22 protein-coding genes and 1 tRNA gene are annotated in these 22,721 nt (G+C 63.5%); 9 read left to right on the forward strand and 14 right to left on the reverse strand.

Translation table 11 applies throughout. The features are described from left to right. Position 1 precedes the first annotated feature (1 nt). The 4 genes from D8767_RS25245 to ycaC all read right to left on the reverse strand — a co-directional run bounded on the left by D8767_RS25245 (position 2) and on the right by ycaC (position 3,919). The gene (locus D8767_RS25245; RefSeq protein WP_016713320.1) at positions 2 to 1,099 is read right to left on the reverse strand and encodes an AI-2E family transporter; all 1,098 of its coding nucleotides are present in this window, start codon (positions 1,097 to 1,099) and stop codon (positions 2 to 4) included. A 39-nt stretch (positions 1,100 to 1,138) separates the two neighbouring features. Continuing rightward, positions 1,139 to 2,335 carry a monovalent cation:proton antiporter-2 (CPA2) family protein gene (locus tag D8767_RS25250; RefSeq protein ID WP_016713321.1) on the reverse strand — a complete coding sequence of 399 codons (1,197 nt, stop codon included), beginning with the start codon at positions 2,333 to 2,335 and terminating at the stop codon, positions 1,139 to 1,141. Between the two features lie 36 nt (positions 2,336 to 2,371). Then, the gene (gene ppk2 / locus D8767_RS25255; protein ID WP_016713322.1) at positions 2,372 to 3,190 is read right to left on the reverse strand and encodes a polyphosphate kinase 2; all 819 of its coding nucleotides are present in this window, start codon (positions 3,188 to 3,190) and stop codon (positions 2,372 to 2,374) included. A 108-nt stretch (positions 3,191 to 3,298) separates the two neighbouring features. Beyond that, positions 3,299 to 3,919, reverse strand: coding sequence for an isochorismate family cysteine hydrolase YcaC (ycaC, locus tag D8767_RS25260; protein ID WP_016713323.1), 621 nt, complete (start codon positions 3,917 to 3,919; stop codon positions 3,299 to 3,301). A 227-nt stretch (positions 3,920 to 4,146) separates the two neighbouring features. Between ycaC and D8767_RS25265 the strand changes: the two genes are divergently transcribed. The 4 genes from D8767_RS25265 to D8767_RS25280 all read left to right on the forward strand — a co-directional run bounded on the left by D8767_RS25265 (position 4,147) and on the right by D8767_RS25280 (position 8,916). Beyond that, entirely contained in the window at positions 4,147 to 4,536 is a 390-nt protein-coding gene (locus D8767_RS25265; protein WP_016713324.1) for a nuclear transport factor 2 family protein, read from the forward strand. 93 nt (positions 4,537 to 4,629) lie between these two features. After that, positions 4,630 to 6,129 carry a cytosine permease gene (locus D8767_RS25270; RefSeq protein WP_016713325.1) on the forward strand — a complete coding sequence of 500 codons (1,500 nt, stop codon included), beginning with the start codon at positions 4,630 to 4,632 and terminating at the stop codon, positions 6,127 to 6,129. Positions 6,130 to 6,142: 13 nt separating this feature from the next. Next, on the forward strand, positions 6,143 to 7,573 hold the full coding sequence (locus tag D8767_RS25275; protein WP_016713326.1) for an aldehyde dehydrogenase family protein: 1,431 nt from the start codon (positions 6,143 to 6,145) through the stop codon (positions 7,571 to 7,573). Between the two features lie 125 nt (positions 7,574 to 7,698). Then, positions 7,699 to 8,916: a DUF3422 domain-containing protein gene (locus D8767_RS25280; RefSeq protein WP_016713327.1), complete on the forward strand. Its 1,218-nt coding sequence runs from the start codon at positions 7,699 to 7,701 to the stop codon at positions 8,914 to 8,916. A gap of 28 nt (positions 8,917 to 8,944) precedes the next feature. Here D8767_RS25280 and D8767_RS25285 read toward each other — a convergent pair whose 3' ends face one another. The 3 genes from D8767_RS25285 to D8767_RS25295 all read right to left on the reverse strand — a co-directional run bounded on the left by D8767_RS25285 (position 8,945) and on the right by D8767_RS25295 (position 13,168). Continuing rightward, positions 8,945 to 11,347, reverse strand: a complete 2,403-nt coding sequence (locus tag D8767_RS25285; RefSeq protein ID WP_028699491.1) for a DUF3772 domain-containing protein — start codon at positions 11,345 to 11,347, stop codon at positions 8,945 to 8,947. A 56-nt stretch (positions 11,348 to 11,403) separates the two neighbouring features. Then, a complete protein-coding gene (gene ada / locus D8767_RS25290) occupies positions 11,404 to 12,456 on the reverse strand; it encodes a bifunctional DNA-binding transcriptional regulator/O6-methylguanine-DNA methyltransferase Ada (RefSeq protein ID WP_016713329.1) in 1,053 nt (350 codons plus the stop codon). Between the two features lie 85 nt (positions 12,457 to 12,541). After that, positions 12,542 to 13,168 (reverse strand): DNA-3-methyladenine glycosylase, encoded by a 627-nt coding sequence (locus D8767_RS25295; protein WP_016713330.1) that lies wholly within the window; start codon positions 13,166 to 13,168, stop codon positions 12,542 to 12,544. A 171-nt stretch (positions 13,169 to 13,339) separates the two neighbouring features. On the opposite strand from D8767_RS25295, the gene D8767_RS25300 reads away from it, so the two are divergent. Further along, positions 13,340 to 13,855 (forward strand): sigma-70 family RNA polymerase sigma factor, encoded by a 516-nt coding sequence (locus D8767_RS25300; RefSeq protein WP_016713331.1) that lies wholly within the window; start codon positions 13,340 to 13,342, stop codon positions 13,853 to 13,855. Beyond that, positions 13,842 to 14,798, forward strand: a complete 957-nt coding sequence (locus D8767_RS25305) for a FecR domain-containing protein (RefSeq protein WP_016713332.1) — start codon at positions 13,842 to 13,844, stop codon at positions 14,796 to 14,798. Before D8767_RS25300 ends, D8767_RS25305 begins: the two co-directional genes overlap by 14 nt. A 7-nt stretch (positions 14,799 to 14,805) precedes the next feature. On the opposite strand, the gene D8767_RS25310 is transcribed toward D8767_RS25305, so the two are convergent. From D8767_RS25310 to D8767_RS25315, 3 genes are all read right to left on the reverse strand, one after another. Then, positions 14,806 to 15,963, reverse strand: a complete 1,158-nt coding sequence (locus tag D8767_RS25310; protein ID WP_016713333.1) for an MFS transporter — start codon at positions 15,961 to 15,963, stop codon at positions 14,806 to 14,808. 83 nt (positions 15,964 to 16,046) lie between these two features. After that, complete coding sequence (locus tag D8767_RS28875; RefSeq protein WP_016713334.1) at positions 16,047 to 16,184, reverse strand: hypothetical protein; 138 nt, start codon at positions 16,182 to 16,184, stop codon at positions 16,047 to 16,049. Positions 16,185 to 16,284: 100 nt separating this feature from the next. Then, a complete protein-coding gene (locus tag D8767_RS25315; protein ID WP_016713335.1) occupies positions 16,285 to 17,499 on the reverse strand; it encodes an MFS transporter in 1,215 nt (404 codons plus the stop codon). A 190-nt stretch (positions 17,500 to 17,689) separates the two neighbouring features. Between D8767_RS25315 and D8767_RS25320 the strand changes: the two genes are divergently transcribed. Further along, positions 17,690 to 18,613: a FecR domain-containing protein gene (locus tag D8767_RS25320; RefSeq protein WP_016713336.1), complete on the forward strand. Its 924-nt coding sequence runs from the start codon at positions 17,690 to 17,692 to the stop codon at positions 18,611 to 18,613. Positions 18,614 to 18,708: 95 nt separating this feature from the next. Continuing rightward, positions 18,709 to 18,785, forward strand: a tRNA-Met gene (locus tag D8767_RS25325). A gap of 246 nt (positions 18,786 to 19,031) precedes the next feature. Here the strand turns inward: D8767_RS25325 and D8767_RS25330 are convergent. After that, the gene (locus D8767_RS25330) at positions 19,032 to 19,646 is read right to left on the reverse strand and encodes a LysE family translocator (RefSeq protein WP_016713337.1); all 615 of its coding nucleotides are present in this window, start codon (positions 19,644 to 19,646) and stop codon (positions 19,032 to 19,034) included. A gap of 183 nt (positions 19,647 to 19,829) precedes the next feature. Between D8767_RS25330 and D8767_RS25335 the strand changes: the two genes are divergently transcribed. Next, complete coding sequence (locus D8767_RS25335) at positions 19,830 to 20,747, forward strand: LysR substrate-binding domain-containing protein (protein ID WP_025754690.1); 918 nt, start codon at positions 19,830 to 19,832, stop codon at positions 20,745 to 20,747. On the opposite strand, the gene D8767_RS25340 is transcribed toward D8767_RS25335, so the two are convergent. The 3 genes from D8767_RS25340 to D8767_RS25350 all read right to left on the reverse strand — a co-directional run bounded on the left by D8767_RS25340 (position 20,687) and on the right by D8767_RS25350 (position 22,565). Then, entirely contained in the window at positions 20,687 to 21,262 is a 576-nt protein-coding gene (locus D8767_RS25340) for a D-Ala-D-Ala carboxypeptidase family metallohydrolase (RefSeq protein ID WP_016713339.1), read from the reverse strand. The genes D8767_RS25335 and D8767_RS25340 overlap by 61 nt on opposite strands. Positions 21,263 to 21,327: 65 nt before the next feature. Continuing rightward, positions 21,328 to 21,783, reverse strand: coding sequence for a ribosomal protein S18-alanine N-acetyltransferase (rimI, locus tag D8767_RS25345; RefSeq protein WP_016713340.1), 456 nt, complete (start codon positions 21,781 to 21,783; stop codon positions 21,328 to 21,330). After that, positions 21,780 to 22,565 (reverse strand): hypothetical protein, encoded by a 786-nt coding sequence (locus D8767_RS25350; protein WP_016713341.1) that lies wholly within the window; start codon positions 22,563 to 22,565, stop codon positions 21,780 to 21,782. Before D8767_RS25350 ends, rimI begins: the two co-directional genes overlap by 4 nt. Between the last annotated feature and the right edge of the window lie 156 nt (positions 22,566 to 22,721).

Consider the following 22,721-nt stretch of genomic DNA (forward strand, 5'->3'; position numbering starts at 1 on the left):
CTCAGGCAGCAGGTGGTGCCGGTTGCTCCGGCACCTGCAGTGCAACCCATTGCCAGAACAACACGTAGGTGACGCCAAGGATCACCGGGCCGATGAACAAGCCGATGATCCCTTTGACCACCATGCCGCCCAGCGCCCCGATCAGCACCACCGGCATCGGCACGTCCACCCCTCGCCCCAGCAGCAGCGGCTTGAGCACGTTGTCGGCCAGCCCGGCAACGAAGGTGTAGATGGCAAACACGATGGTCGCGGCGGTAAAGCCTTCGACGTTGAACACATAGATGATCACCGGCAACGTGACAAGGGTAGCGGGCGCCTGGGCAATCCCCAGCATGAGGATGACGATGGCCAGCATGCCGGCCCCTGGCACCCCTTTGACCACGAAGCCGACGCCGATCAGCAACATCTGGATGAACGCAATGCCGATCACACCCTGGGCCACCGCACGAATGGTCGCGGTGCATAACTTGGCCAATGGCTTGCCCCGCTCCTCACCCGATACCCGCATGGCGATACGCTGTGCCGCGATTTCACCACGGTCACCAAAGGCCATGATCACCCCGGAGATGATGATCGCACCAATGAACAGCAAAAAGGCCCCCCCGGCACTGGCCGCAGCACCCAGCACCGTGCGCCCGGCGCCCTTGAGCTGGGGCATCCACTGGTTCAGCACACTGGCCATGTTTTCGGAGGCCGCCAACCAAAGGGCATGCACCTTCGGCCCGATCAGTGGCCAGGCCGCCACAGCGTCAGGCGGGGTCGGCACGCTCCAGGCTCCGCTTTTGAGCAACGTCACCAGGCTGTCCACCGATTCGCCGATGGACATCACCACCAGGTAGATCGGCACCAGCAGCACCACCAGTACCAACACCACCACCAGCGTCGCCGCATACCCCTGCTTGAGGCCGGTACGGCGCTGGAGGCGACAATGCAACGGGTACAGGGTGACCGCCAGGATAACCGCCCACAGCATCAGCTCCAGAAATGGCTGGAACACCTGAAAGGCAAAGATCACCAAGGCAGCCACCAGGCCGGCTTTGATCAGCACATCGAGCAAACCCCGCGACAGGGCGCTGTCCAGCTTGATACCCGGTTGCATGCTTCACCTCCGAACATTCAGTTCGTCATGTGCCACGGTTCAGTCACTCGTTTCCGGGGTTGCCTGTACGGGGCTGGCGTCTCGTAACTGCCGCGCCAAGGCCATCATCACCAGCGGTACCACCGCCATCGACAAGGTAATGGCCAGCACCAGCACGTCATGCACCTGCCGAGTCAGCACCTGATGCTCCAGCGCCAGCTTGAACACCACGAAGGCAAACTCGCCACCCGAGGCCAGCACCACACCCAGGCACAACGCCTGGGCCTTGTTGAGCCCGCCAACCGTACGCCCGAGGCCATACAGCAAGGGTAGCTTGATGGCGACCAGCAACACGGTCAGGCCTAACACCATCAGTGGCATGCCAAACAGCAGGCGCAGGTCGGCACTCATGCCCACGCCAACGAAGAACAGCCCCAGCAGCAGGCCTTTGAGCGGCTCGATCTGGGTTTCCAGTTCGTGGCGAAATGGCGACTCGGCCATCAGCACGCCGGCCAGAAATGCACCCAGTGCCATCGACACGCCCACGTGCTCCATCAGCCAGGCGGTGCCCAGCACCACCAGCAAGGCCGTGGCCGTCGACAGCTCGGGCAAGCCCGAACCCACCGTCCACTTGAATACCGGGGTCAACAGATAGCGACCAAAGACAATCAGCACGCCTATGCCGACAGCCACTGCCAGCAGTGGCAAGGCCCCTTCGTCGGCGGTGCTGACATCGCCCCCGAGCAGCGGCACCACGGCAATCAAGGGGATGGCGGCAATGTCCTGAAACAGCAGGATGGCCACCGCCAGGCGACCGTGCGGCTTGCCCAGGTCCTTGCGCTCGGCCAGTACCTGCAAGCCAAAGGCGGTGGACGACAGCGCCAGGCCCAGGCCTAGCACGATGGCAGCGGGTTTCGATTGGTCGAACAGCCAGTACGCCAGCAGCCCAAGCAGCACCGCAGTCAGCCCCACCTGCAAGCTGCCGACGCCAAACAGCGCCCGGCGCATGGTCCACAGACGCCGGGGTGAGAGTTCAAGGCCAATCACGAACAGCAGCATGACCACGCCCATTTCCGACAGCCGCGCCACGTTGTCCGGGTTGTCGAGCAGGCCGAACACCGAAGGACCAATCAGGATACCCGCCAGCAGGTAACCCGGTACCGCCCCCATTTTCAGGCGCTGTGCCAGTGGTACCAGAAGCACCACGGCCAACAGGAACACCACCGTCGCCTGCAACAGGCTGCCGTCATGTGGCATGAGCTCGTACCTTCGCAGCTCCCCGCAGGGAGGGGGTCAGAAGCGTTCTTCAACGACCTTGAACGGATAGGCCACAGCCTTGTACTTGCCGATCTTGCCGCGTTTGGGCAACTTCACCAGCTGGTCGCGGGTGATGTCCTTGTAGGGAATGCGGCCAAGCAGATGGCTGATGATGTTCAGCCGGGCGCGCCGCTTGTCGTTGGAATGGGCCACGAACCACGGTGCCCAGGCGGTATCCGATGCCTGGAACATGTCGTCGCGCGCCTGGGTGTAATCATCCCAGCGGGTGTACGACTTGAGGTCCATCGGCGACAGCTTCCACAGCTTGCGGCCATCATTGATGCGGTCCTGCAGGCGCCGGGTCTGCTCTTCGGCGCTGACTTCAAGCCAGTACTTGATGAGGATGATCCCCGACTCGACCATGACCTTTTCGAACACGGGCACACCGGTCAGAAACTTGTCCACTTGCTCGTCAGAGCAGAAGCCCATGACCCGCTCGACCCCGGCGCGGTTGTACCAGCTGCGGTCGAAGATCACCACTTCGCCCGCAGCGGGCAGGTGGCCCAGATAGCGCTGCAGGTACATCTGGGTTTTCTCTCGCTCGGTCGGTGCGGGCAGTGCCACCACGCGGAACACCCGTGGGCTGACACGCTCGGTGATGGCCTTGATGGTGCCACCCTTGCCGGCACCGTCACGGCCTTCGAAGACGATGCACACCTTCAGGCCCTTGGCAACCACCCACTCCTGTAGCTTCACCAGCTCTACATGCAGGTGTTTGAGCGCTTTTTCGTAGGCCTTGCCGCCCAGTTTTTCTGGCATTTCCTGGGTGGGTTTCTTCCTGGACGGCTTCGACATGACACTCTCCTGAAGGGGAATGAAGAGTCAGTATGGTCGATTCATGACGGTTTGCCGCTTCGCTTGCCGGCTGAGAGGGGGCTGCGGTGCAGCCCCCCCAAAAAAAACCTACTTGGCCAACGTGTTGTAGCTGGTCATCAGGTTGCGGTAATCCGGAATATGGTTGGAGAACAGGGTCCCCAGCCCTTCAATGTCATTGCGCCAATCACGGTGCAGCTCACAGGCCACGCCGAACCACGTCATCAACTGTGCACCGGCAGCCTCCATGCGCCGCCAGGCGGAGTCGCGGGTGAGTTCGTTGAAGGTGCCAGAGGCGTCAGTGACGACGAACACCTCGAAGCCCTCCTCCAGTGCCGACAGTGCCGGGAAGGCCACGCACACTTCGGTGACCACACCGGCAATCAGCAGCTGCTTCTTGCCAGTGGCTTTTACCGCCTTGACGAAGTCTTCGTTGTCCCAGGCGTTGATGTTGCCGGGGCGTGCAATGTAGGGGGCGTCGGGGAACTGCTCTTTCAGTTCCGGCACCAGCGGGCCGTTGGGGCCAGTCTCGAAGCTGGTGGTGAGGATGGTCGGCAGCTTGAAATATTTGGCCAGGTCGGACAGAGCCAGCACGTTGTTCTTGAAGCGGTCGGGGTCGATATCCCTTACCAGCGAGAGCAGGCCGGTCTGGTGGTCGACCAGCAGCACCGCAGCGTTGTTCTTGTCCAGGCGCTTGTATTCGAAGGCCATGGGGGATCTCCTTGCTTCAGCGGGTTGGGAGTATCAGCGTAGGCAAGGATGCAGGACTGCAGAGGCCGTCGGTCGGGTTGCCTGGCCGCTCCCTTCCGCTTTAAAAGGAAGCTCTGCCATCACTTCACAAATTCCTGAACTGATTATTTGCCGCCAGCGATTTTTCCCCTCGCCAACCGCCACCAGAATCGCTTCACCATAATCACAAAAACCGTGAGGCCACTCCCGTGGACCAGACTCTCCAGGTACGGCAGGCGGCCGCCGACCTCGTCGCCGCGTTTGCCAGCAACGACACCGCCCGCTATTTCGCCTGCTTCAGCGAAGACGCCACCTTCCTCTTCCACACCTTGCCGCAACCGCTGCTGTCGCGCCGTGCCTACGAAGACCTCTGGGCCCAGTGGCAGGTCGAGGGTTTTGCCGTGCTCGCCTGCGAGTCGGGCAATGCCCAGGTGAGCGTGCAAGGTGATGTGGCGATCTTCATGCACGATGTGGCCACCCATATCCGCATCGCCGGTGAAGAACACCAGTTGAGCGAGCGCGAAACCATCGTGTTCCGCCGCCACGGCGAACAGTGGCTGGCCTGCCACGAACACCTGTCGGTCGTATCGCCGGCCTGATCACCTTTTTACGCGGCCCTGCCGCCCTGCCATCGCACCCACAAGAAGGCCCGCGCACTGCGCAGGCTACAACAACCGCGCTGGAGCATCACCATGAGCCACTCGACCGGTATCGAGACCAACGGCGTCGAACAGATCCCCGACGATCAACGCGACGCCTCCCCGCTGGACCTGTTCCGCCTGATCTTCGGCGGCGCCAATACCTTCGCTACCGCCGTGCTGGGCAGCTTCCCGGTGCTGTTCGGGCTGTCGTTCCAGGCAGGTGTGTGGGCAATTCTGCTCGGCGTTACCGTGGGCGCGCTGATCCTTGCACCCATGGGCCTGTTCGGGGCACTGAACGGCACCAACAACGCGGTGTCTTCAGGCGCACACTTTGGCGTGCATGGGCGTATCGTCGGCTCGTTCCTGTCGCTGCTGACGGCGGTGGCGTTCTTCTCGCTGTCGGTGTGGAGCTCGGGCGATGCGTTGATCGGCGGGGCCAAGCGCCTGGCCGGCCTGCCGGAAACCGACCTTACCCTGGGCCTGGCCTACGGCCTGTTCGCGGTGCTGGTGCTGGTGGTGTGCATCTTCGGCTTCCGCTTCATGCTGTGGGTCAACAAAATTGCCGTGTGGGCGTCGAGCCTGCTGTTCCTGCTGGGTATCGTCGCCTTTGCCGGGCCGTTCGATGCCGGTTACGCCGGCAGCGTCAACCTGGGCCAGGCGGGCTTCTGGGCAGCCTTCGTCGGTGCAGCGATCCTGGCCATGAGCAACCCGGTGTCGTTCGGCGCCTTCCTGGGCGACTGGTCACGCTACATCCCGCGTGAAACGCCCAAGGCGCGCATCATGCTGGCCGTGATTGCCGCCCAGGGCGCCACACTGATTCCGTTCCTGTTCGGCCTGTGCACGGCCACCCTGGTTGCAACCCAGGCACCGGACTACATCGCCGCCAACAATTATGTAGGTGGCCTGCTGGCCGTGGCCCCAACCTGGTTCTTCCTGCCGGTGTGCCTGATTGCGGTGATCGGCGGCATGTCCACCGGCACCACGGCGCTATATGGCACCGGTCTGGACATGTCCAGCGTGTTTCCGCGCTTGCTCAGCCGCGCCGGCGCCACGTTGCTGATCGGTGTACTGGCGATCGGCTTCATTTTCGTCGGCCGTTTCACCTTCAACCTGGTGCAGAGCGTGTCGACCTTTGCGGTGCTCATCATCACCTGCACCAGCCCGTGGATGGTGATCATGATCCTCGGCCTGATTACCCGCCGCGGCTTCTACCACGCCGATGACCTGCAGGTGTTCACCCGCGGCCAGCGTGGTGGCCACTACTGGTTCCTGCATGGCTGGAACTGGCGCGGCATGGGGGCGTGGATCCCCAGCGCAGCGGTCGGCCTGTGCTTCGTCAACCTGCCGGGGCAGTTCGTCGGCCCGCTGGGCGACCTGGCCGGGGGCATCGACCTGAGCCTGCCGGTCACCCTGGGGCTGGCTGGCGTGCTGTACCTGCTGCTGCTCAACCTTTTCCCTGAACCTGCTGGTGTGTATGGCCCTCAAGGCCCGCGTTGGGTGCGTTGCAAAAGCACCACGCACACGCCCGTGACCACTGCCGAAATGGCCTGACTGGAAACCGACCATGACCACTTCCCACTATATCGCCGGCCGCTGGGTCGAAGGCCAGGGCAGCGACTGCATCAGCGTCAACGACCCTGCGCTGGGGCAACCGTTCGCTGAATTCATGGCTGCCAGCGTTGCCCAGGTCGACCAGGCCGTGGCCGCCGCCCGTAGCGCCCTGCCCGCCTGGAAAAGCACCGGCGCCAGCGAGCGTGCAGCCTTCCTGCGCGGTTTTGCCGAACAGCTCGGGCAGCGCCGCGAAGCGCTGATCACCTTGCAGATGCGCAACAACGGCAAGCCGCGCCATGAGGCCGAAATCGACCTGGACGACGCCATCGCCACCTTCACTTACTACGCCGAACTGGCAGAACAGCTGCCTTCGAAGAACCGTGATGTGCCACTGGCCGCGCCAGGCTTCACTGCCCGTACCCGCCTGGAGCCGGTGGGTGTAGTCGGCCTGATCGTGCCGTGGAACTTCCCGCTGGTGACCAGCGCCTGGAAGCTCGCCCCGGCCTTGGCCGCTGGCTGCACCGTTGTGCTCAAACCGTCGGAAGTCACCCCGCTGATCGAGCAGGCCTACGGCCAGATCGCCGATGCCCTGGGCCTGCCGGCTGGCGTGTTGAACATCGTCAACGGCAAGGCCGAGACTGGCGCTGCGTTGAGCAACCACAACGGCCTGGACAAGCTGTCGTTCACTGGCAGCAACAGCGTCGGCAGCCAGGTGATGCGCAGCGCTTCGGCGCAGTGCCGGCCAGTCACGCTGGAGCTGGGCGGCAAGTCGGCGATCGTGGTGTTCGATGATTGCGATGTGGACCAGGCAGTGGAGTGGATCGTCGCCGGCATCACCTGGAACGCCGGGCAAATGTGCTCGGCCACTTCGCGCCTGCTGGTGCAGGACGGTATTGCCGATGCGCTGCTGCCGCGCCTGCAAGCGGCACTGGAAAACTTGCGGGTGGGTAACCCGTTGACCGAAGAAGTCGACATGGGCCCGCTGACCAGCCAGGCACAATGGCTAAAGGTGGCCAGCTACTTTGCCACCGCACGCGAGGAGGGTTTGCAGTGCCTGGCCGGTGGCAAGGCGCTGGACCGGGACGGCTGGTTCGTCAGCCCGACGCTGTATGCCGATGTGCCGAAAGACAGCCGCCTGTGGAGCGAGGAGATCTTTGGCCCGGTGCTGTGTGCACGGCGGTTTGCCAGCGAGGAACAGGCGATTGCCGAGGCCAACGACAGCCGCTTCGGGCTGGTAGCCACCGTCTGCTCCGCGGACCTGGAACGTGCCGAGCGCGTGGCCGATGCGCTGGAAGTTGGCCATGTATGGATCAACTCGGTGCAGGCCGTGTTCGTCGAAACCTCGTGGGGCGGCACCAAAGGCAGCGGGATCGGCCGTGAGCTGGGGCCGTGGGGGTTGTCGGCCTACCAGTCGGTCAAGCATGTGACGCGGTGCCTCGGCTGATATCGCAAGGGGCCGCGTTGCGGCCCTTTTCGCGATACAAACCCTCGCCCGCGTGACTTTCCCCTCCCCCCGCAAAGTCCCACTTCCTGGTACCCCCACAATCACAACACCAGGCCGGACCACCCATGCACCCTCAACGCACCGCCTTGCACAACGAACTGCACGCCCGCCCGTCGCTGTATTTCGACGGCCCGGCGCATGTCTTCCACCTGGCCCTGCTCGGCGGTGATGCTGCCTGTGCGGCCCTGCTGCAACGCTGCTGCCCGGATGCCCTGGACACTACGGCAGCCCAAGGCATCACCCGCCTGGACGGCCACCCGTTCAAGTGGGAACGGCACACCGAGTTCTTCACCCTGACACTGGTAGTGCCCTGCACGGCTGCCGATACCGATTGGCAAGCCCTGCCACCCGTGCTGGCCGAGGCCATCGCCCCGCAGGCGGCACAGGTGATCAACGCCGTGCAGGTGCTGGTACGCGACGAGCAAGGCCTGGATCTGCCCCAATACGGTTTCAAAGACCCCTGCGGCTCGTGCGTCGGTGGTGGCGATGCGGTGGTATGGAGTGACTTCCGCCTGACCGAGGACGGCACCAACCGCTTCCTGTTCATCAACCGCCGCCTCAATGCCTACCGCCAGGGCCGCATGATCCGCCGCCTGCTGGAGATCGAGACGTACCGCATGATGGCCTCGCTGACCCTGACCACGGCCAAGGCCCTGAGCCAGGAGCTGGATGCCTTCGACAAAACCCTGGTCACCCTATCCGAGCGCAGTGCCGGGGGTGAAGGGCATGACTCCAAAGGACTGCTGGAAGCCATTGCCCACCTGTCACGCCAGGTTGTAAGCCGCACGGTAAAAACCCGCCACCGCTTCGGCGCCACCCAAGCCTATGCACAACTGGTGTTCGAACGCCTGGGCGAACTGCGGGAGAGCCATGTGGGGGACTGCCAGCGTTTGGGGGTGTTCATCGAACGTCGGTTCAAGCCGACCGTGCGCTACTGCGCGGCCACCGAGCAGCGGCTGGAACAATTGGCGAAGAACGTGGCGAACCTGGGCGACTTGCTGCAGGCGCGGGTGCAAGTGGAGATGGAAGAACAGAACGCCGGCATTCTGCGCAGCCTCAATGCCCGGGCTGATGCCCAGGTAAAGATCCAGCGGGCGGTGGAGGGGCTGTCGATCATCGCCATCACCTACTACTTGCTGAATCTGTTCAAGCTGCTGTATGGCGGGCTGAATGTGCTGGGGTTGGGGCTGACGGCGCGGGATGGGTTGTTGGCCATGGCGCCGCCAGTGTTGTTGGTGTTGCTGGTGATTTTGCTGCGGATCAGGCAGGCCAAGCAGCATTGAGGTCGGGGGCGCTTGGCGCCCCCGCTCTTTACACCGACTCGTCAGCGGGGCGAGCGCCCTCTTGCACCAGCACCATGCTCTGTGGCGATGACAGGGGAATGCCTTCGTCGCGCAACCGCCCGAGAATGGTGAACAGCAGGTCACTGCGGGTACCCGATACCTGTCGCGGCCCGGCTACATAACCGCTCACGCCAATCACCATTCCGCTGCTGGTCAGGTCCTTGAACGACACCGAAGTGGCCGGCGCATCCAGAATCGCCTCATGCTCGTCGTATGCCGCCAGCAGCAGCTCGCGCACACGGTTGGCATCGGTTTCCAGTGGCAGCGTCAGGGTAATGCTGACCACACCCAACGCATTGCCCATGGTCACGTTGCGCACGTTCTGCGAAATGAACTGCGAGTTGGGCACGATCACCGTCGAACGGTCCGACATCTGGATCTCGGTGGCGCGCACGTTGATGCGGCGGATATCACCCTCGACACCTGCCAGGCTAACCCAGTCGCCCACCTTTACCGGGCGCTCAGTCAGCAGGATCAGGCCGGAGATGAAGTTCTGCACGATTTGCTGCAAACCGAAACCGATACCGACCGACAGGGCACTGACCACCCAGGTCAGGCTGGTGAGGTTGATGCGCAAGGTCGACATCACCAGCATGGCCAGGAACAGGAAGCCCAGATACCCCACCAGGGTCACCAGCGAGGCGCGCATGCCGGCGTCCATGTCGGTTTCCGGCAGCAGGCGATCGCTCAGCCAGCGCTTGACCACGCGAATAGCGAACAGGCCACCGAAGAAAATCGCCAGGGCCAGCAGAATGTCCTGCGGCACGATGTTCAGGTTGCCGAGCAGCTTGCCGCCGGTGCCGTCCCAGTCGCCCAGGCTCAGCAACAGTTCGCTGGGGCTGGTGCCCGATGGCATCAACACCAGCAACAGCGCCAGGAACAGCACGATGGTGCGGCCGATGCCGGCCAGGATGGTGCTGGCCTGTGCCTGATGGCGCGGCGCCAGGCCCAGGGTAGAAGCCAGAGCCAGGCCACCGGGCTGACGCGGCGACAACAGGGTTTCGCACAGGTCGCCAAAGAACGTGGTCAGCAAGTAGGCACAGGTGACGACCAGGCTAACCCACAGCAACTTGGCGGTGAGGAAGTAGGCAAGCGTCAGGTAACCGGCGAGCAGCGCCAGCAGAATCAACGACAACCAGATGACCATTACAAACGGGATCAGCCCGGCCAGGCCCGTGGGGCGCTCCAGGTCATGCTTGCGCAGGGTGCGGCGGTAACGCAGCAACGCGCCGGCAAAGATGAACGCCACCACCAGCGCGGTCAGCCCGTTGACGGCCACCGTCAGCGCCAGGCTGGCGCCGATCACGCTGTTCATGCGCTCCATGGTCATCATGACCATCAGTGCCAATGCCAGCACCTTGGGGAACCAGCCCAGTGCACTGGCCACTTCGTCGGGGATCGGCGGCAGCCGCCAGGACGGGCGCTGCAACATCAGCATGGCACGGCCCAGGCCAGTGATGAAGGCACTGAACACCACCAGGGCGAGAATGTGGTTGGTCAGGCTGGCGATATCGCTGCCCAGCTCGGCGCTGCTCTCCAGCCCCCAACGCAGCAGCGAAACAGAACCGGCGATGGTGCCCAGGGTTGCCAGGCTGACGCCCAGGGCCAAGGCGCTGCGGCGAAGACGGCCCTCAGGTAACCAGCCCACCATGGCGCTGGCCAGCAACCGCTCAAGCACGCGCCGCACCAGAGTCCAGACCAGAATCGCCGCGACCAGGCTGGTAATGAACAGCCAGCGGTTTTCGGCGCTGAAGGCACTGCTGATGGCATCGGCTGCCTCGCCGCGCAGGTCACGCAGGCGCGCCACGTCGTCCTGGGTGGGGCGGATGATGCTTTGCCAGAACGCCGGGCTCAGTGGCGAGGCCGCACGGCTGGTGATCTGCGAGTTGAACTGACTGCGGCGCAGGTTGACGATTTGCGTGGACAGGTCGCGTGCTGACTGGGTCAGCTTGGTGGCCTGATCCTGCTGGGCCACCAGCGCCTTTTTTTCGGCCTCCAGGGCTTTGCGCTGCTGGGTCAGGGTGGCGGCCTCGTCCGGCTGGACCGGGCCAATCACCTTCAGCTTGTCGTCGAGCTTTTCCACATCGGTGGTGCGCTGCGCACTCAATGCGTCCGCCTGGCGCTGCACCTGCATCGCGGCCAGGCGCAATTGCGACAGCAGGTCGTCGTTGGCCTCACTGGTGACGCCCTGACGGACCTGATCCAACCGTTCGCTCAGTTGCTCGATGCTGGCGTTTTCATCCAGCGCTGGCGCTTCGGCTGCCGCCAGGTTGGACAATGGCGTGGCCGGGGCCGACCACGCCGGACTGGCAAGCGCCAACAGCAGGACCATAAGGCCTGCGCAATAACGGGCAAGGCTGACACGCCTCATCGAATATTCCTCTTTACAACTCGATTTGGCGGAGGATTCTACGCGGCTTCAAGCCATCAGGAGAGTGCCGTCTCTCGTTTGAGTAGCTGCTGTTTGCGCTCGACGCCCCAGCGGTAGCCGCTGATGTCGCCGTCCCGACGCACTACCCGGTGGCACGGGATGGCCACGGCGATGTGGTTGGCCGCGCAGGCCATGGCGACTGCGCGCACCGCTTTGGGCGCACCGATGCGCTCGGCGATGTCGGTGTAGCTGACCCGGCTGCCAGCCGGCACCTCGCGCAGGGCCTGCCACACCCGCTCCTGAAACGCCGTGCCCTGTACATCCAGCGGCAAGGTCAGGCCCAGCGCCGGGGCTTCGACGAAGCCCACCACTTCGGCAACCAGCTGTTCGTAGGCGCTGTCGCCGCCAATCAGAAGGGCTTTGGGGAACTGGTCCTGCAAGTCTTGCAACAGGGCCTCGGGATCGTCGCCCAACAGAATCGCGCAGATCCCCTTCTCGCTTTGGGCCACCAGGATCGCGCCCAGTGAACACTGACCGATGGCGAAATGGATCGTTGCCCCGGTGCCGCCAGCACGGAATTGCCGGGGGCGCATGCCCAGGCGCTGACCGGCGCTTTCGTAGAAGCGGCTGTTGGAGTTGTAGCCCGCGTCGTAGATGGCGTCAGTGACTGAACGCTCACCGTCTTCCAGGTGCGCACGCACACGCCGGGCGCGGAAGGCGGTGGCATAAGCCTTGGGGGTGACGCCGGTTTCAGCCTTGAACAAACGGTGCAGGTGGAAGGGGCTGACGGCCAGTTGCGCACTGAGCTGGTCGAGACTGGGTGCAGGGTCGCTGGCTTCGATCAGGCGGCAGGCACGGGTGACCAGTTGACTGTGGCGGGTGGCGCTGGCCTTGCTTATACAACGTTTGCAGGCGCGGTAACCGGCCGCTTCGGCGGCAACGGGGGTGTCGTAGAACTCGACGTTGCTGCGCTTGGCCATGCGAGACTTGCAACCGGGGTGGCAGTAGACGCCGGTGGTGCGCACGGCGTAGACGAAGTGGCCGGTGGCAGCGGTGTCGCGGGATTCTACAGCGTGCCAGCGTTGGTCGGGGGTGGTGTAGGCGTTCATCTTTGATTTCCGAGTATGTGGTTGCTTGTACCGGCCTCTTCGCGGGTAAACCCGCGAAAGGGCAGGCACAGGCAGTGCAAAAGCCTCAGGCCCGCCACAGGTACCAGGCCGCCACGGTACGGTATGGGCGCCAGCCGCCACCCAGCGAGCGCATCTGCGCAGGCGTTGGCGCCTTCTCCAGCCCCTTGAGCCGTCGATAGCCCTCACGCACACCAAAATCGTCCACTGGCAGAATGTCCGACCGTTCCAGGCTGTAGATCAGCAGCATCTCCACTGTCCAACGTCCTACCCCACGCAATGCCACCAAGCGCTCGATCAGGGCTTCATCAGCCATGGCCAATGCCTCTTCCCGCGTCGGCACCAGGCCCTCCAGCCGGGCCTGGGCAATGCCCTGCACCGTGGCCATCTTGCTTGCCGAAAACCCACAGGCGCGCAGGGTATCCGGGCTGACAGCCAACAGTTGCTCAGGTGCCGGGAACGCAACCTGCGGGAACAGCGCCAACAACCGGCCAAGGATCGCCTCTGCGGCGCGGGCATGCAGCTGCTGGTAGGCAATCGCCCGCACCAGTGCCTCATAAGGCTCACGCCCCGGCGTGGCCTGGTGCAGACACGGCCCGGTCGCCGCGACGTGCCGCGACCAGTCCGGATCGAGCGCGGCAAAGTAATCGGTGGCCTCGCGCAAGGCCTGCGGCGAAAGGTCGGCCAGAATCATGGCACCTCCATCAAGTCGATTGCAGGTCCAGCTTAGCGCAGCCGTTCATCGGGCAAACGCCGGTTCTTGCGCGGCTAATTCCTGGCATACCATTGCTCCACGCCATGATCCCCGCATAGAATTGAGAACAATTCACAATCGCACACATCAAGGGACTGGGCCTTCGCTACGATGCAGATCAACGACACGCTCAAACCGGCCGAGGTCGCTCTGCTGTACCAGTCCCACCATGCCTGGCTGCGCGACTGGTTGCGTAGCCGGGTTGGTTGCGGCGAGCATGCCGCCGATCTGGCTCAGGATACCTTCGTACGTTTGCTGCGCGCCCGCCAGGTGTCGCCGCTGAAAGAGCCACGCGCCTACCTCAGCAGCATCGCCCGTGGCCTGATGATCGACCAGTTCCGCCGGCGCGCACTGGAGCGGGCCTACCAGGAAAGCCTTGCGCACTTGCCCGAGGCTGAAGTGCCCAGCGAGGAAGACCGGTTGGTCATCCTCGATGCCCTGGAGCGCCTGGACCGTGCCCTGCACCAGTTGAAGCCGCGTGTACGCCAGGCGTTTCTGCTGGCCCAACTGGACGGTTTGAGCATCGTGCAGATCGCGCAGCAGTTGGACGTATCCCGCGCCACCATCGAGCGAGACCTGGCCAAGGCCCTGGGCGTCTGCTACCGGTTGCGCTATGCCGACACCTGACAGCGCACCCGCGCAGGCACAGGTCGACCAGGCGATCGACTGGCTGGTGAAACTGCGCTTCGACCGCCCCAGCGCACATACCGAGCAACAGTTCCGGCAATGGCTGGCCAGCCACCCGCACAACCCGCTGGCCTGGCAGCGTGTCAGCCACCTCAGTGACGAGATGGCTGCGTTGCCCAAGGACCTGAGCCGGCGGACCCTGGAGGGCGGCCAGCGCCAACGCGTCAGCCGCCGAAACCACCTTAAGTTGCTGGGGCTCTTGGCCGTGGGCGGCAGCCTGGGCTGGGCCGCACGCGAACCGTTGGGCTTGCCACAACTGTTGGCCGACAGCAGCACCGCCACAGGTGAACGACGCCAATGGCAAGGCAGCGACGGCAGCCGCATCCAGCTCAACACCGCCAGCGCCATCGACTTGCGCTACAGCGCAGCGCAGCGCCGGCTGGAACTGATCCACGGCGAGGTCAGCCTGGACAGCAACCCGAATGACAACCGACCGTTCCGTATCGACACCCGTGTCGGCCCGCTGACCACACTCGGCAGCCAGCTGTTGCTGCGCGAAAACAGCCAGGGCCTGCTGCTGTCGGTGCGTCGTGGCGAAGTTACGCTGTTCCCCTCCTCCGCCTCTGCGCGGCAAATCGAGCAAGGCGAAACCTTGCAGATCGGGGCAAATGGCAGCATCCACGCAGTGACGCTGCACAGCGACCCCTGGGGCTGGACCGACGGTGTACTCAGTGTGCGGCAGATGCCATTGGCCGAGTTTGTCGCCGAACTCGGCCGGTACCGTCCAGGCCTGTTGCGCTGCGCGCCTGAAGTGGCAAGCTTGAAAGTGTCTGGCACCTTTCAGCTGGCTGACACCGAGCAGGTCCTGCAACTGCTCACTCGCAGCCTGCCTGTGCGGGTCGACTACCGGACGCGCTTCTGGGTAAACGTCGGCGCAGCCTGAAAGGTCATCACTGCGCCACAGCGCGTATGCGCCCCGCACGCCGGTACGACTGCCTGGCAAAACACACGAACAACCCGGCCATCAGCGCCAGCGCCATGGGCAAGCCATGTGGCGCCACATTCATTGCCGCGCCACTGAGCAGCGGCCCGATCAGGCTCCCCACGCCCCACAGCAACCCTACGCTGGCGTTGGCAGTGACCAGGTCCTGGCCTTTGAAGCGCTGCCCGATCAACACCAACGCCAAGGTGTAGATACCCCCTGCCACCGCGCCCAGTACCACCAACAGCGGCCACAGCAGCCAGGTGAGGTTCAACAACCAAGGCAGGCCGATGCCGATCGCCATCGCCACCAGCCCGCACACCAGGTGCAGCCCGGTGCGCTCCACCCGGTCGGCTAGCCAGCCCAGCGGCAACTGGAACAGCATATCGCCAGCAAACACCACAGTCACCATCAGCGCCGCGATGCCCACGGCAAACCCATGGCTGGTGGCATACACCGGCAACAGCGACAACACCACGGCATCGAAGAACGAAAAGAACAGCACCGCCACGCACAGCGCCGGCGCCACACGGAAGAACCCGGCCAAGCCAAAGCTCTTTTCGCCCTCTTCATGTTCGACATGGTCGTTGGGCACGGTCAGCACGATGCACAGCAGCGCCAGGCCATAGCAGGCGGTGACCACCCCGGTGATCCACGGGCTATCGGCACCCAGCACCGCCAGCATGGCCGGGCCGAGCACCTGAAAGCCAGTGAAGCTGGTGGCATACAGGGCCATGATCTTGCCGCGGTTGTGCTCCGGGCACAGCTCGTTGACCCACGACTCGCCGAGGATGATGGCGATCCCCATGCCGAGCCCGAGGCCCAGGCGCAGCAGCGCCAGCAGCCACAGCGAACCGAATGCCGGCTCGAGCAAGGCAATGCTGACCGTGCATAGGCTGAAACACAGCAAGTAAATGGTGCGCCGGGTGAGGTGACGGCAGCAGGCATCGACCAGAAACGCCGAGAGCATCATGCCCGCAGCAGGGACGGCCGAGATGATGCCAATCTCCAGGGTGCTCGCCCCCGCTTCATGCAGGCGCAACGACACCAGCGGCAAGCTGGCCCCCAAACTGAAACCCACGACCGAAACGGCGAACAACAGGCCCGCCAGCAAACGCATGTTCATGTACCACTCCTTGCAAACCGAAAAGACGTGCAGACACAGGCGCGCACGCCAGATTGGCGAGCGACGCAAAAGCGCAGATCAGTTCAGGCGAGGTGTGGCGAGAAGGTGAAGGCAAAAAGCACGCTGCGGCGGCGCTTGAGCACCGTGTCGCTCGGCCACGCACGACGCAAGGCCTGGAAGGCAGGCTGACGGGCGTTTGGCAGGGACTGGGTACGGCGCATTGCTTTGACTACTACGCAGGTGGTTGGAAAAAGAGGCGGCACTCTAGGCCAAGGGTGTCAGGTCGTCAATCGTCGGGGCTGCAACGCAGCCCCAGGGATATCAGCGTTTACCCGTAGACGGCAAGAACACCGCCAACAAGCCGAACAACGGCAGGAACGAGCACAGCCCATACACATATTCGATACCGCGCAGGTCCGCCACATACCCCAGCAGCGCCGCACCAATGCCGCCGAAGCCGAACATCAGCCCGAAGAAGATTCCGGCGATCATGCCCACGCTGCCCGGTACCAGCTCCTGCGCATACACCACGATCGCGGAAAACGCCGACGCCAGGATAAAGCCGATCACCACGCTCAACACCGTGGTCCAGAACAGGTCTGCATACGGCAGTGCCAAGGTGAACGGCGTCACGCCCAAAATCGAGAACCAGATCACCGCCTTGCGCCCGATGCGGTCACCGATCGGCCCGCCAAAGAACGTGCCGGCCGCCACCGCGCCGAGGAACAGGAACAGGTGCAGCTGCGAGCTGGCCACCGACACATCGAACTTTTCGATCAGGTAGAAGGTGAAGTAGCTGGTGAAGCTGGCCATGTAGAAGTACTTGGAGAACACCAGCAGGCCCAGAACGATCAGCGCCGCGATCACCCGGTTGCGCGAGATGCCGTGGGTGGCTTGCACCGCCTTGCGCGCCTTGGCCTGGTTGAGGTGCTCCTTGTACCAGCCACGCAGCATCAAGGTGACGCCAAAGAAGAACAGCGCGGCCAGGCCGAACCAGGCGACGTGGGTCTGACCGAATGGAATGACGATGGCCGCCGCCAGCAGCGGGCCCAGGGCCGAACCGGTGTTGCCGCCCACCTGGAAGGTTGATTGGGCCAGGCCGAAGCGCCCGCCAGAGGCGAGGCGTGCAATACGCGAGGTTTCCGGGTGGAACGTCGATGAGCCGATACCGACCAGCGCCGAGGCCAGCAAGATCATCGGGAAGCTGCCCACAAAGGCAAGCATCACGATGCCCACCAGCGTGCACAAGGTGCCCATCGGCAACAGGTTCGGTGTCGGCCGGCGGTCGGTGAAAAAGCCGACCCAGGGTTGCAGCAACGAAGCGGTGATCTGGAACGTCAGCGTGATCAGGCCGATCTGGGCAAAGCTCAGGTCGTAGTTGGCCTTGAGCATCGGGTAGATCGCCGGCAGCACCGACTGGATCAGGTCGTTGATCAGGTGCGCCAGGGCGCAGAAACCAATGATGCGCATCACCAGCGGCGTGGCTTGGTTCGCCGTTGCGTTGGTGGACGCGGTGGAGGCACTACTGATGGCCATTTGCCTAAATCTCCGTCCTTAGGTTTGGGATCCGATTATCAGGAAACAAATAGATACATAGCTACCTTTTTTATCCCCCTTTGCGACGCACTTGAAAATGGTTCTCAATATAATTAGCATCCTTGACCCATACCCCTGTCATCGTTGGGCGAAACGGCCCCTATCGTGAGCAGACCTACCCATGAGCCCGATGCCCGCCATGCAACTGCAGCCCGACCCACAGCAGGAAGCGCTGGAGTGGTTTTCGCTATTGCACCAACCCGGCTGTGATGAAGCCCAGCGCCAGGCATTCGCGGCCTGGTGCCAGGCCCCCGAAAACGCTCGCGCCTACGCCGAGCTGGAAACGTGCTGGCAGCAGTTGCAGCCACCACCCGCCCGCCCCCGCCCACGGCAGGTCACCGTGCGCCGCAGTCACCTGGGCAAATGGCTGGCACTGGTGTTCCTGCTCGTATTAAGCGCCGCAGCCTACCTCTACTGGCCGCTGATGCAGCGCCTTGCCAGCGAGTTGCACACCGACGTGGGCGAACGCCGCAGCACGCGTCTGGCAGATGGCACCACGCTTAACCTGGACAGCGCCAGCGCCATGAACGTCGACCTGCGCGGCCGCACGCGTCAACTGCACCTGGTGCAGGGCCAGGTGTACCTGGAGGTTGTGCTCGATGGGCGGGCGATGGAAGTGGAAGTGGGCAACGCACGCATCCAGGTGTTCGGCACCCGCCTGCAGGTCGCCCGCCATGCAAATCATGATGAACTCGTGCTACTCAGTGGCAAGGCCCTGGTCACCCAAGGGGGGGATCAACGCATGGTCTCGGCGGGTGAGCGGGTTACCTTTGATGACATGCGTATCAACCCGGTGCAGAAAGCCGACCTGAAAACCGCCGACAGCTGGCGCAACGGCCGCCTGAAAGCCACCGACATGCCTTTGGGGCAGGTGCTGGAGCGCCTTGCCGGGTACCAGGGGCAACGCCTGTGGATGATGGATGAACAAATGGCCCATCGGCGCGTAAGCGGTGATTTCAACCTCGACCGGCCACAGGAGAGCCTGCAATCCCTGGCTGCGGCCCAGCATTTGCAGCTTCAGGACGTGCTCGGCCACTGGCTTGTGGTGCGCTGAAACCGTGCCCGGCCGCTAAGCTTTTGAAAGCGTGCAAATTTTTTTTGAAATGAGTGTTGACAGGGGGGGCGTTCAAGAGAATAATGCGCGCCATCGGCTACATAGCTCAGTTGGTTAGAGCATAGCATTCATAATGCTGGGGTCCGGGGTTCAAGTCCCTGTGTAGCCACCAAACAAGACGAAGGGCTTACCGCAAGGTAAGCCCTTTTTCTTTGCCTGCGAAAAAGTTAGCGCCGGGCAATACCCTCACTTGCAGCCAAGGCCGCCCCTGCTGCAACTACAGCGCCAGAGCCAATGCCACGATCACGATCAGGGCTATCGCTTTCAGCCCCTGACTCGACAGGCAGTGGTTGCAGATAAAAAGCGCGCTGGCTGCAGGCGCCTGCCATGGCCATCACCCCGTCATGCAATCGACACTTCACCGTATGCCGGTTACGGCTACCGCAAGGCCAAGCCCGATCAGCGCCAGGCCTATGGCACGGTCCACCAGCATTTGCCGTTCGATCATGGCCTTGCGCAGTGCCGTACTGGAGAAGAACACCGCCACCAGGCTGAACCACAGCCAATGGGTCAAGGACATGAACGCGCCGTAGGCGAAATCCAGCACCAACGGGCTGTTGGGCTGGACGACCTGGGTGAACGCACTGATGACAAACAACATGGTCTTGGGGTTGAGGGCGTTGGTCAGAAAGCCCGACCGCAGGGCTTGCAGCACGCCACCATCGGCTTGCCCTACACCCTCCAGGCTGATGCGCCGCGTATTGGTCAATGACTGGTAACCCAGATAGATCAGGTAACCCGCACCCAGCACTTTCATGGTGAAGAACAAAGCCGGGCTCTGGCTGATGAGCACTGCAATGCCCAACACCGTGTACAGCACATGCACCTGCACTCCCAGCGCAATGCCCACGGCAGCGGCCAACCCGGCCCTTCGGCCCTGTGCATAACTGCTGCGGGTGACCATGGCGAAATCGGCGCCTGGGCTGATGACGGCGAGCAGGGTGAACAGGGCGACGGCGATGAGTTCGGTCATGCGGGTGGCTCTCGATAGGCGATGAAAATGCACAGAAGGGATGATTATCGAGCGCTTATAGGTGGGGAAAAATCGATTTATAGTGAGACATATCTGACAGTTTTTCTCACAGAGGTGTTTTGCCAGTACTGGCCTTTTCGCGGGCACGCCCGCGAAGAGGCCGGGCCTGAAAACATGCAAGCCATGAAATTGCCGCCCTTGAACGCTTTCCGCTACTTCGACATCGCCGCCCAGACCGAAAGCTTCGTGCGCGCCGCCGAGCACCTGCACGTCACCCACGGCGCCGTCAGCCGCCAGGTACGCCTGCTTGAAGAACACCTCGGCGTGGACCTGTTCGAACGCCGTAACCGGGCCATTTTCCTCAGCCCAGCCGGCCGCGCCCTGCAGGGCACCACCCAGGCGATCTTCGAACAGCTCGAAGGCGCCGTGCAGCGCTTGCAACAACAGGCCCGCGACAATGTGCTGGTGCTGTCCTGCGAGCCGACCATCGCCATGCGCTGGCTGATCCCGCGCCTGCCTCGCTTCCATGCCGACCACCCCGACCTGCAGTTGCACCTGGTAGCCGCAGGCGGGCCGCTGGACTTCGCCCGTAGCGGTGTCGACCTGGCAATCCGCCGCGACGACTTTCACTGGGATAACCAGCTGTACAACCAGAAAATCTGCGACGAATGGATCGGCCCGGTGTGTCATCCCACCGCCCCCAATCAGCTGAACGGCCAGCGCCTGCTGCACAGCACCACCCGCCCCGGCGCCTGGCCCACCTGGTTACGCCTCAGCGGCCAGCAGGCGCGGCATAACGAACGCAGCGACTACGAGCACTTCTACCTGTCGATCCAGGCCGCCAACGCCGGCCTGGGCGTGGCCATGGCCTCAGCCCTGATGGTGCGCGACGAACTCGACAGCGGGCAGTTGCAGGCACCCTTCGGTTTTGTGCGCGATGGCTCGGCCTACCACTTGCTGAGCCCACAACCGGTCGAAGACGGCGGAAAGCGCCAGCGTTTTGCCGAATGGGTCACAAGCGAATGCCAGCGCTGCCTGGCTCACCTGGGCTTGATGCAGAACGACGAGCCGGCGCTGCCATCGCCGCCCCAGGTGCGATAGCCGGCGGTATCCACATGGATACGCCCGGACGGGTAGCGCCCCAGGCCCATGTTCCAGGCCTGGCCATACTGCTGCCAGAAGCGGCACAGCGGGTTGGGATCAGCCCAGGCCGGCAACAGGATATCGACGGCGAAGGCGCGGGTATGGGCACTGTTGGCAGCACCACCCGCGCAGGTATTCAGGCGTGGGTTGCGGTAGGCGGAGACCACTTCGAACTGGCGCAGGATGCCTTGGTCATCAAGCGTCTTGATCAGCGAAAGGGTCGAACGTACAGCCGCCCAGTTGCTGGCAGGCGGCACGGCAAAGGGAGACGCCTGGCACAGCTTCCAGTCCGAAGCCGAGCGCAGCAACTGGTGGATAGGCACTACGCCGTAAAGGCGGGCATCCACCAGCATTTCACGGAAAGGCCGGGTTTGGTGGTCGCCAGCCCATTGGGCGAACATCCACAGGTCGCGTTCGTCGGCGTGTGCTGCACCAACAATCAGCAGGCCCGCCACCAGAAGCCGTTTTTTCATCCTTTATCCATCCGTGCATAGAGAACAAAGAAAACCAGGCCAAAGGTGGTAGCGGCTATGCTCGGTCAGTCCTCAAGCAGGGTGCACGCCATCACCAGCGCGTCTTCACGCCCCCCGGCAACCGGATAATAGTCGCGGCGGCGGCCGATTTCGTTGAAGCCGTAGCGCTCATACAAACGATAGGCGGACTGGTTGCTGGCACGCACCTCCAGGAAGCACTCGCGACCATTGAGCTGGTAGGCCCGGGCCATCAGGTGCTCCAGCAAACGCAGGCCCAGGCCACGGCCCTGGTTTTCAGGTTTGACGGTGATGTTGAGCAGGTGCGCCTCGTCGATGATCACGTTGATCACGCCATGGCCTACCTGCTGCTGGCCGTCGAACATCAGCCAGATTTCGTACGATTTGAGCGCATCCTGAAAGATCCCGCGGGTCCAGGGATGACTGAAGGCGGCATATTCGATCTTAAGTACGGCATCCAGATCCGCCTCGGTCATCGGGCGGAAACTGATCGATTCACTCATTCAACGCTCTTCCAGCGCGCCATCAGCTGGCGCATGGCTTTCCAGACGTCCGCCTTGCGCTGCGGCTCGTCCATCAACAGTTCAAGGCCCGGCAGTGCCCAGGCGTCGCCCAGGCCGTCGAGCGTCAGGGTTTGGTAATAGGCTTCGACGTCGGCATTGGCGGCAAAGCGCAGCGCCGGCAGGCCGATCAGCCACAGGCAGGTGCTCGGGGCATCTTCGAGGCGTGCCTGGACAAAGCCCCGGACAAAATCGCGCGCGGCTTCAGGCCCCTGGTCCATGTTGCCTCGCACCAGCAACGGCCAGCGCACCGGTTCACCGATGATCTGCGGGGCGTCAGGCAGGCCGGCGGCGCGCAGCATGTCTTTGAGCAGCAGGTAGGATGGATCGCGGCTCTGGAACGGCTGGCCGGTGGCCAGTTCGACCAGCAGCAGGCAACTGCCGGCGCGCAGCAGTTGCAGCGAGAAACGCGGGGGCGGCACGGGGGCCGGCCGTGGCGGTGCGGGCTGTTCCTCGGCCTCGACAGGCTTGGCAGCCGGTTTGGGCGCACTGCCCGGGCGCGGGATTTCGATTTTTGGCCGCTCGCCGGAGCGAGCCTGAGGGGCGGCGGGCGCAGTGTTTGCAGCCGGTGCCGGCCTGACCTCGAAATCGATGTCCTCGACCGGTGCCACCGGCAGCAGCAGCTCGGGCCGCGACGGTGCGGCGAACGGCAGTTCGGCGCGCGGCAGCCAATGCACCACTTGCATGGCGGAAAGGTAGGCGCGGCGGCGGGGTTCGGTCAGCAAGGCTCGGGGGTCCGGGGTATGAAACGTCGCACATTCTAGCGTGTACGCCTCGGTTTTTGCAGGGTCTGTCCGACCGAGCGCCGCCCCGATGCGCCGCGCGGGCGGCGCTCGGTCCCACATCCAGCACAAACCTCAAGCCAAACATCTCTCATTACA

Source organism: Pseudomonas sp. LTGT-11-2Z (assembly GCF_003691445.1).
In the GTDB taxonomy this organism is placed as follows: Bacteria; Pseudomonadota; Gammaproteobacteria; order Pseudomonadales; family Pseudomonadaceae; genus Aquipseudomonas; species Aquipseudomonas monteilii.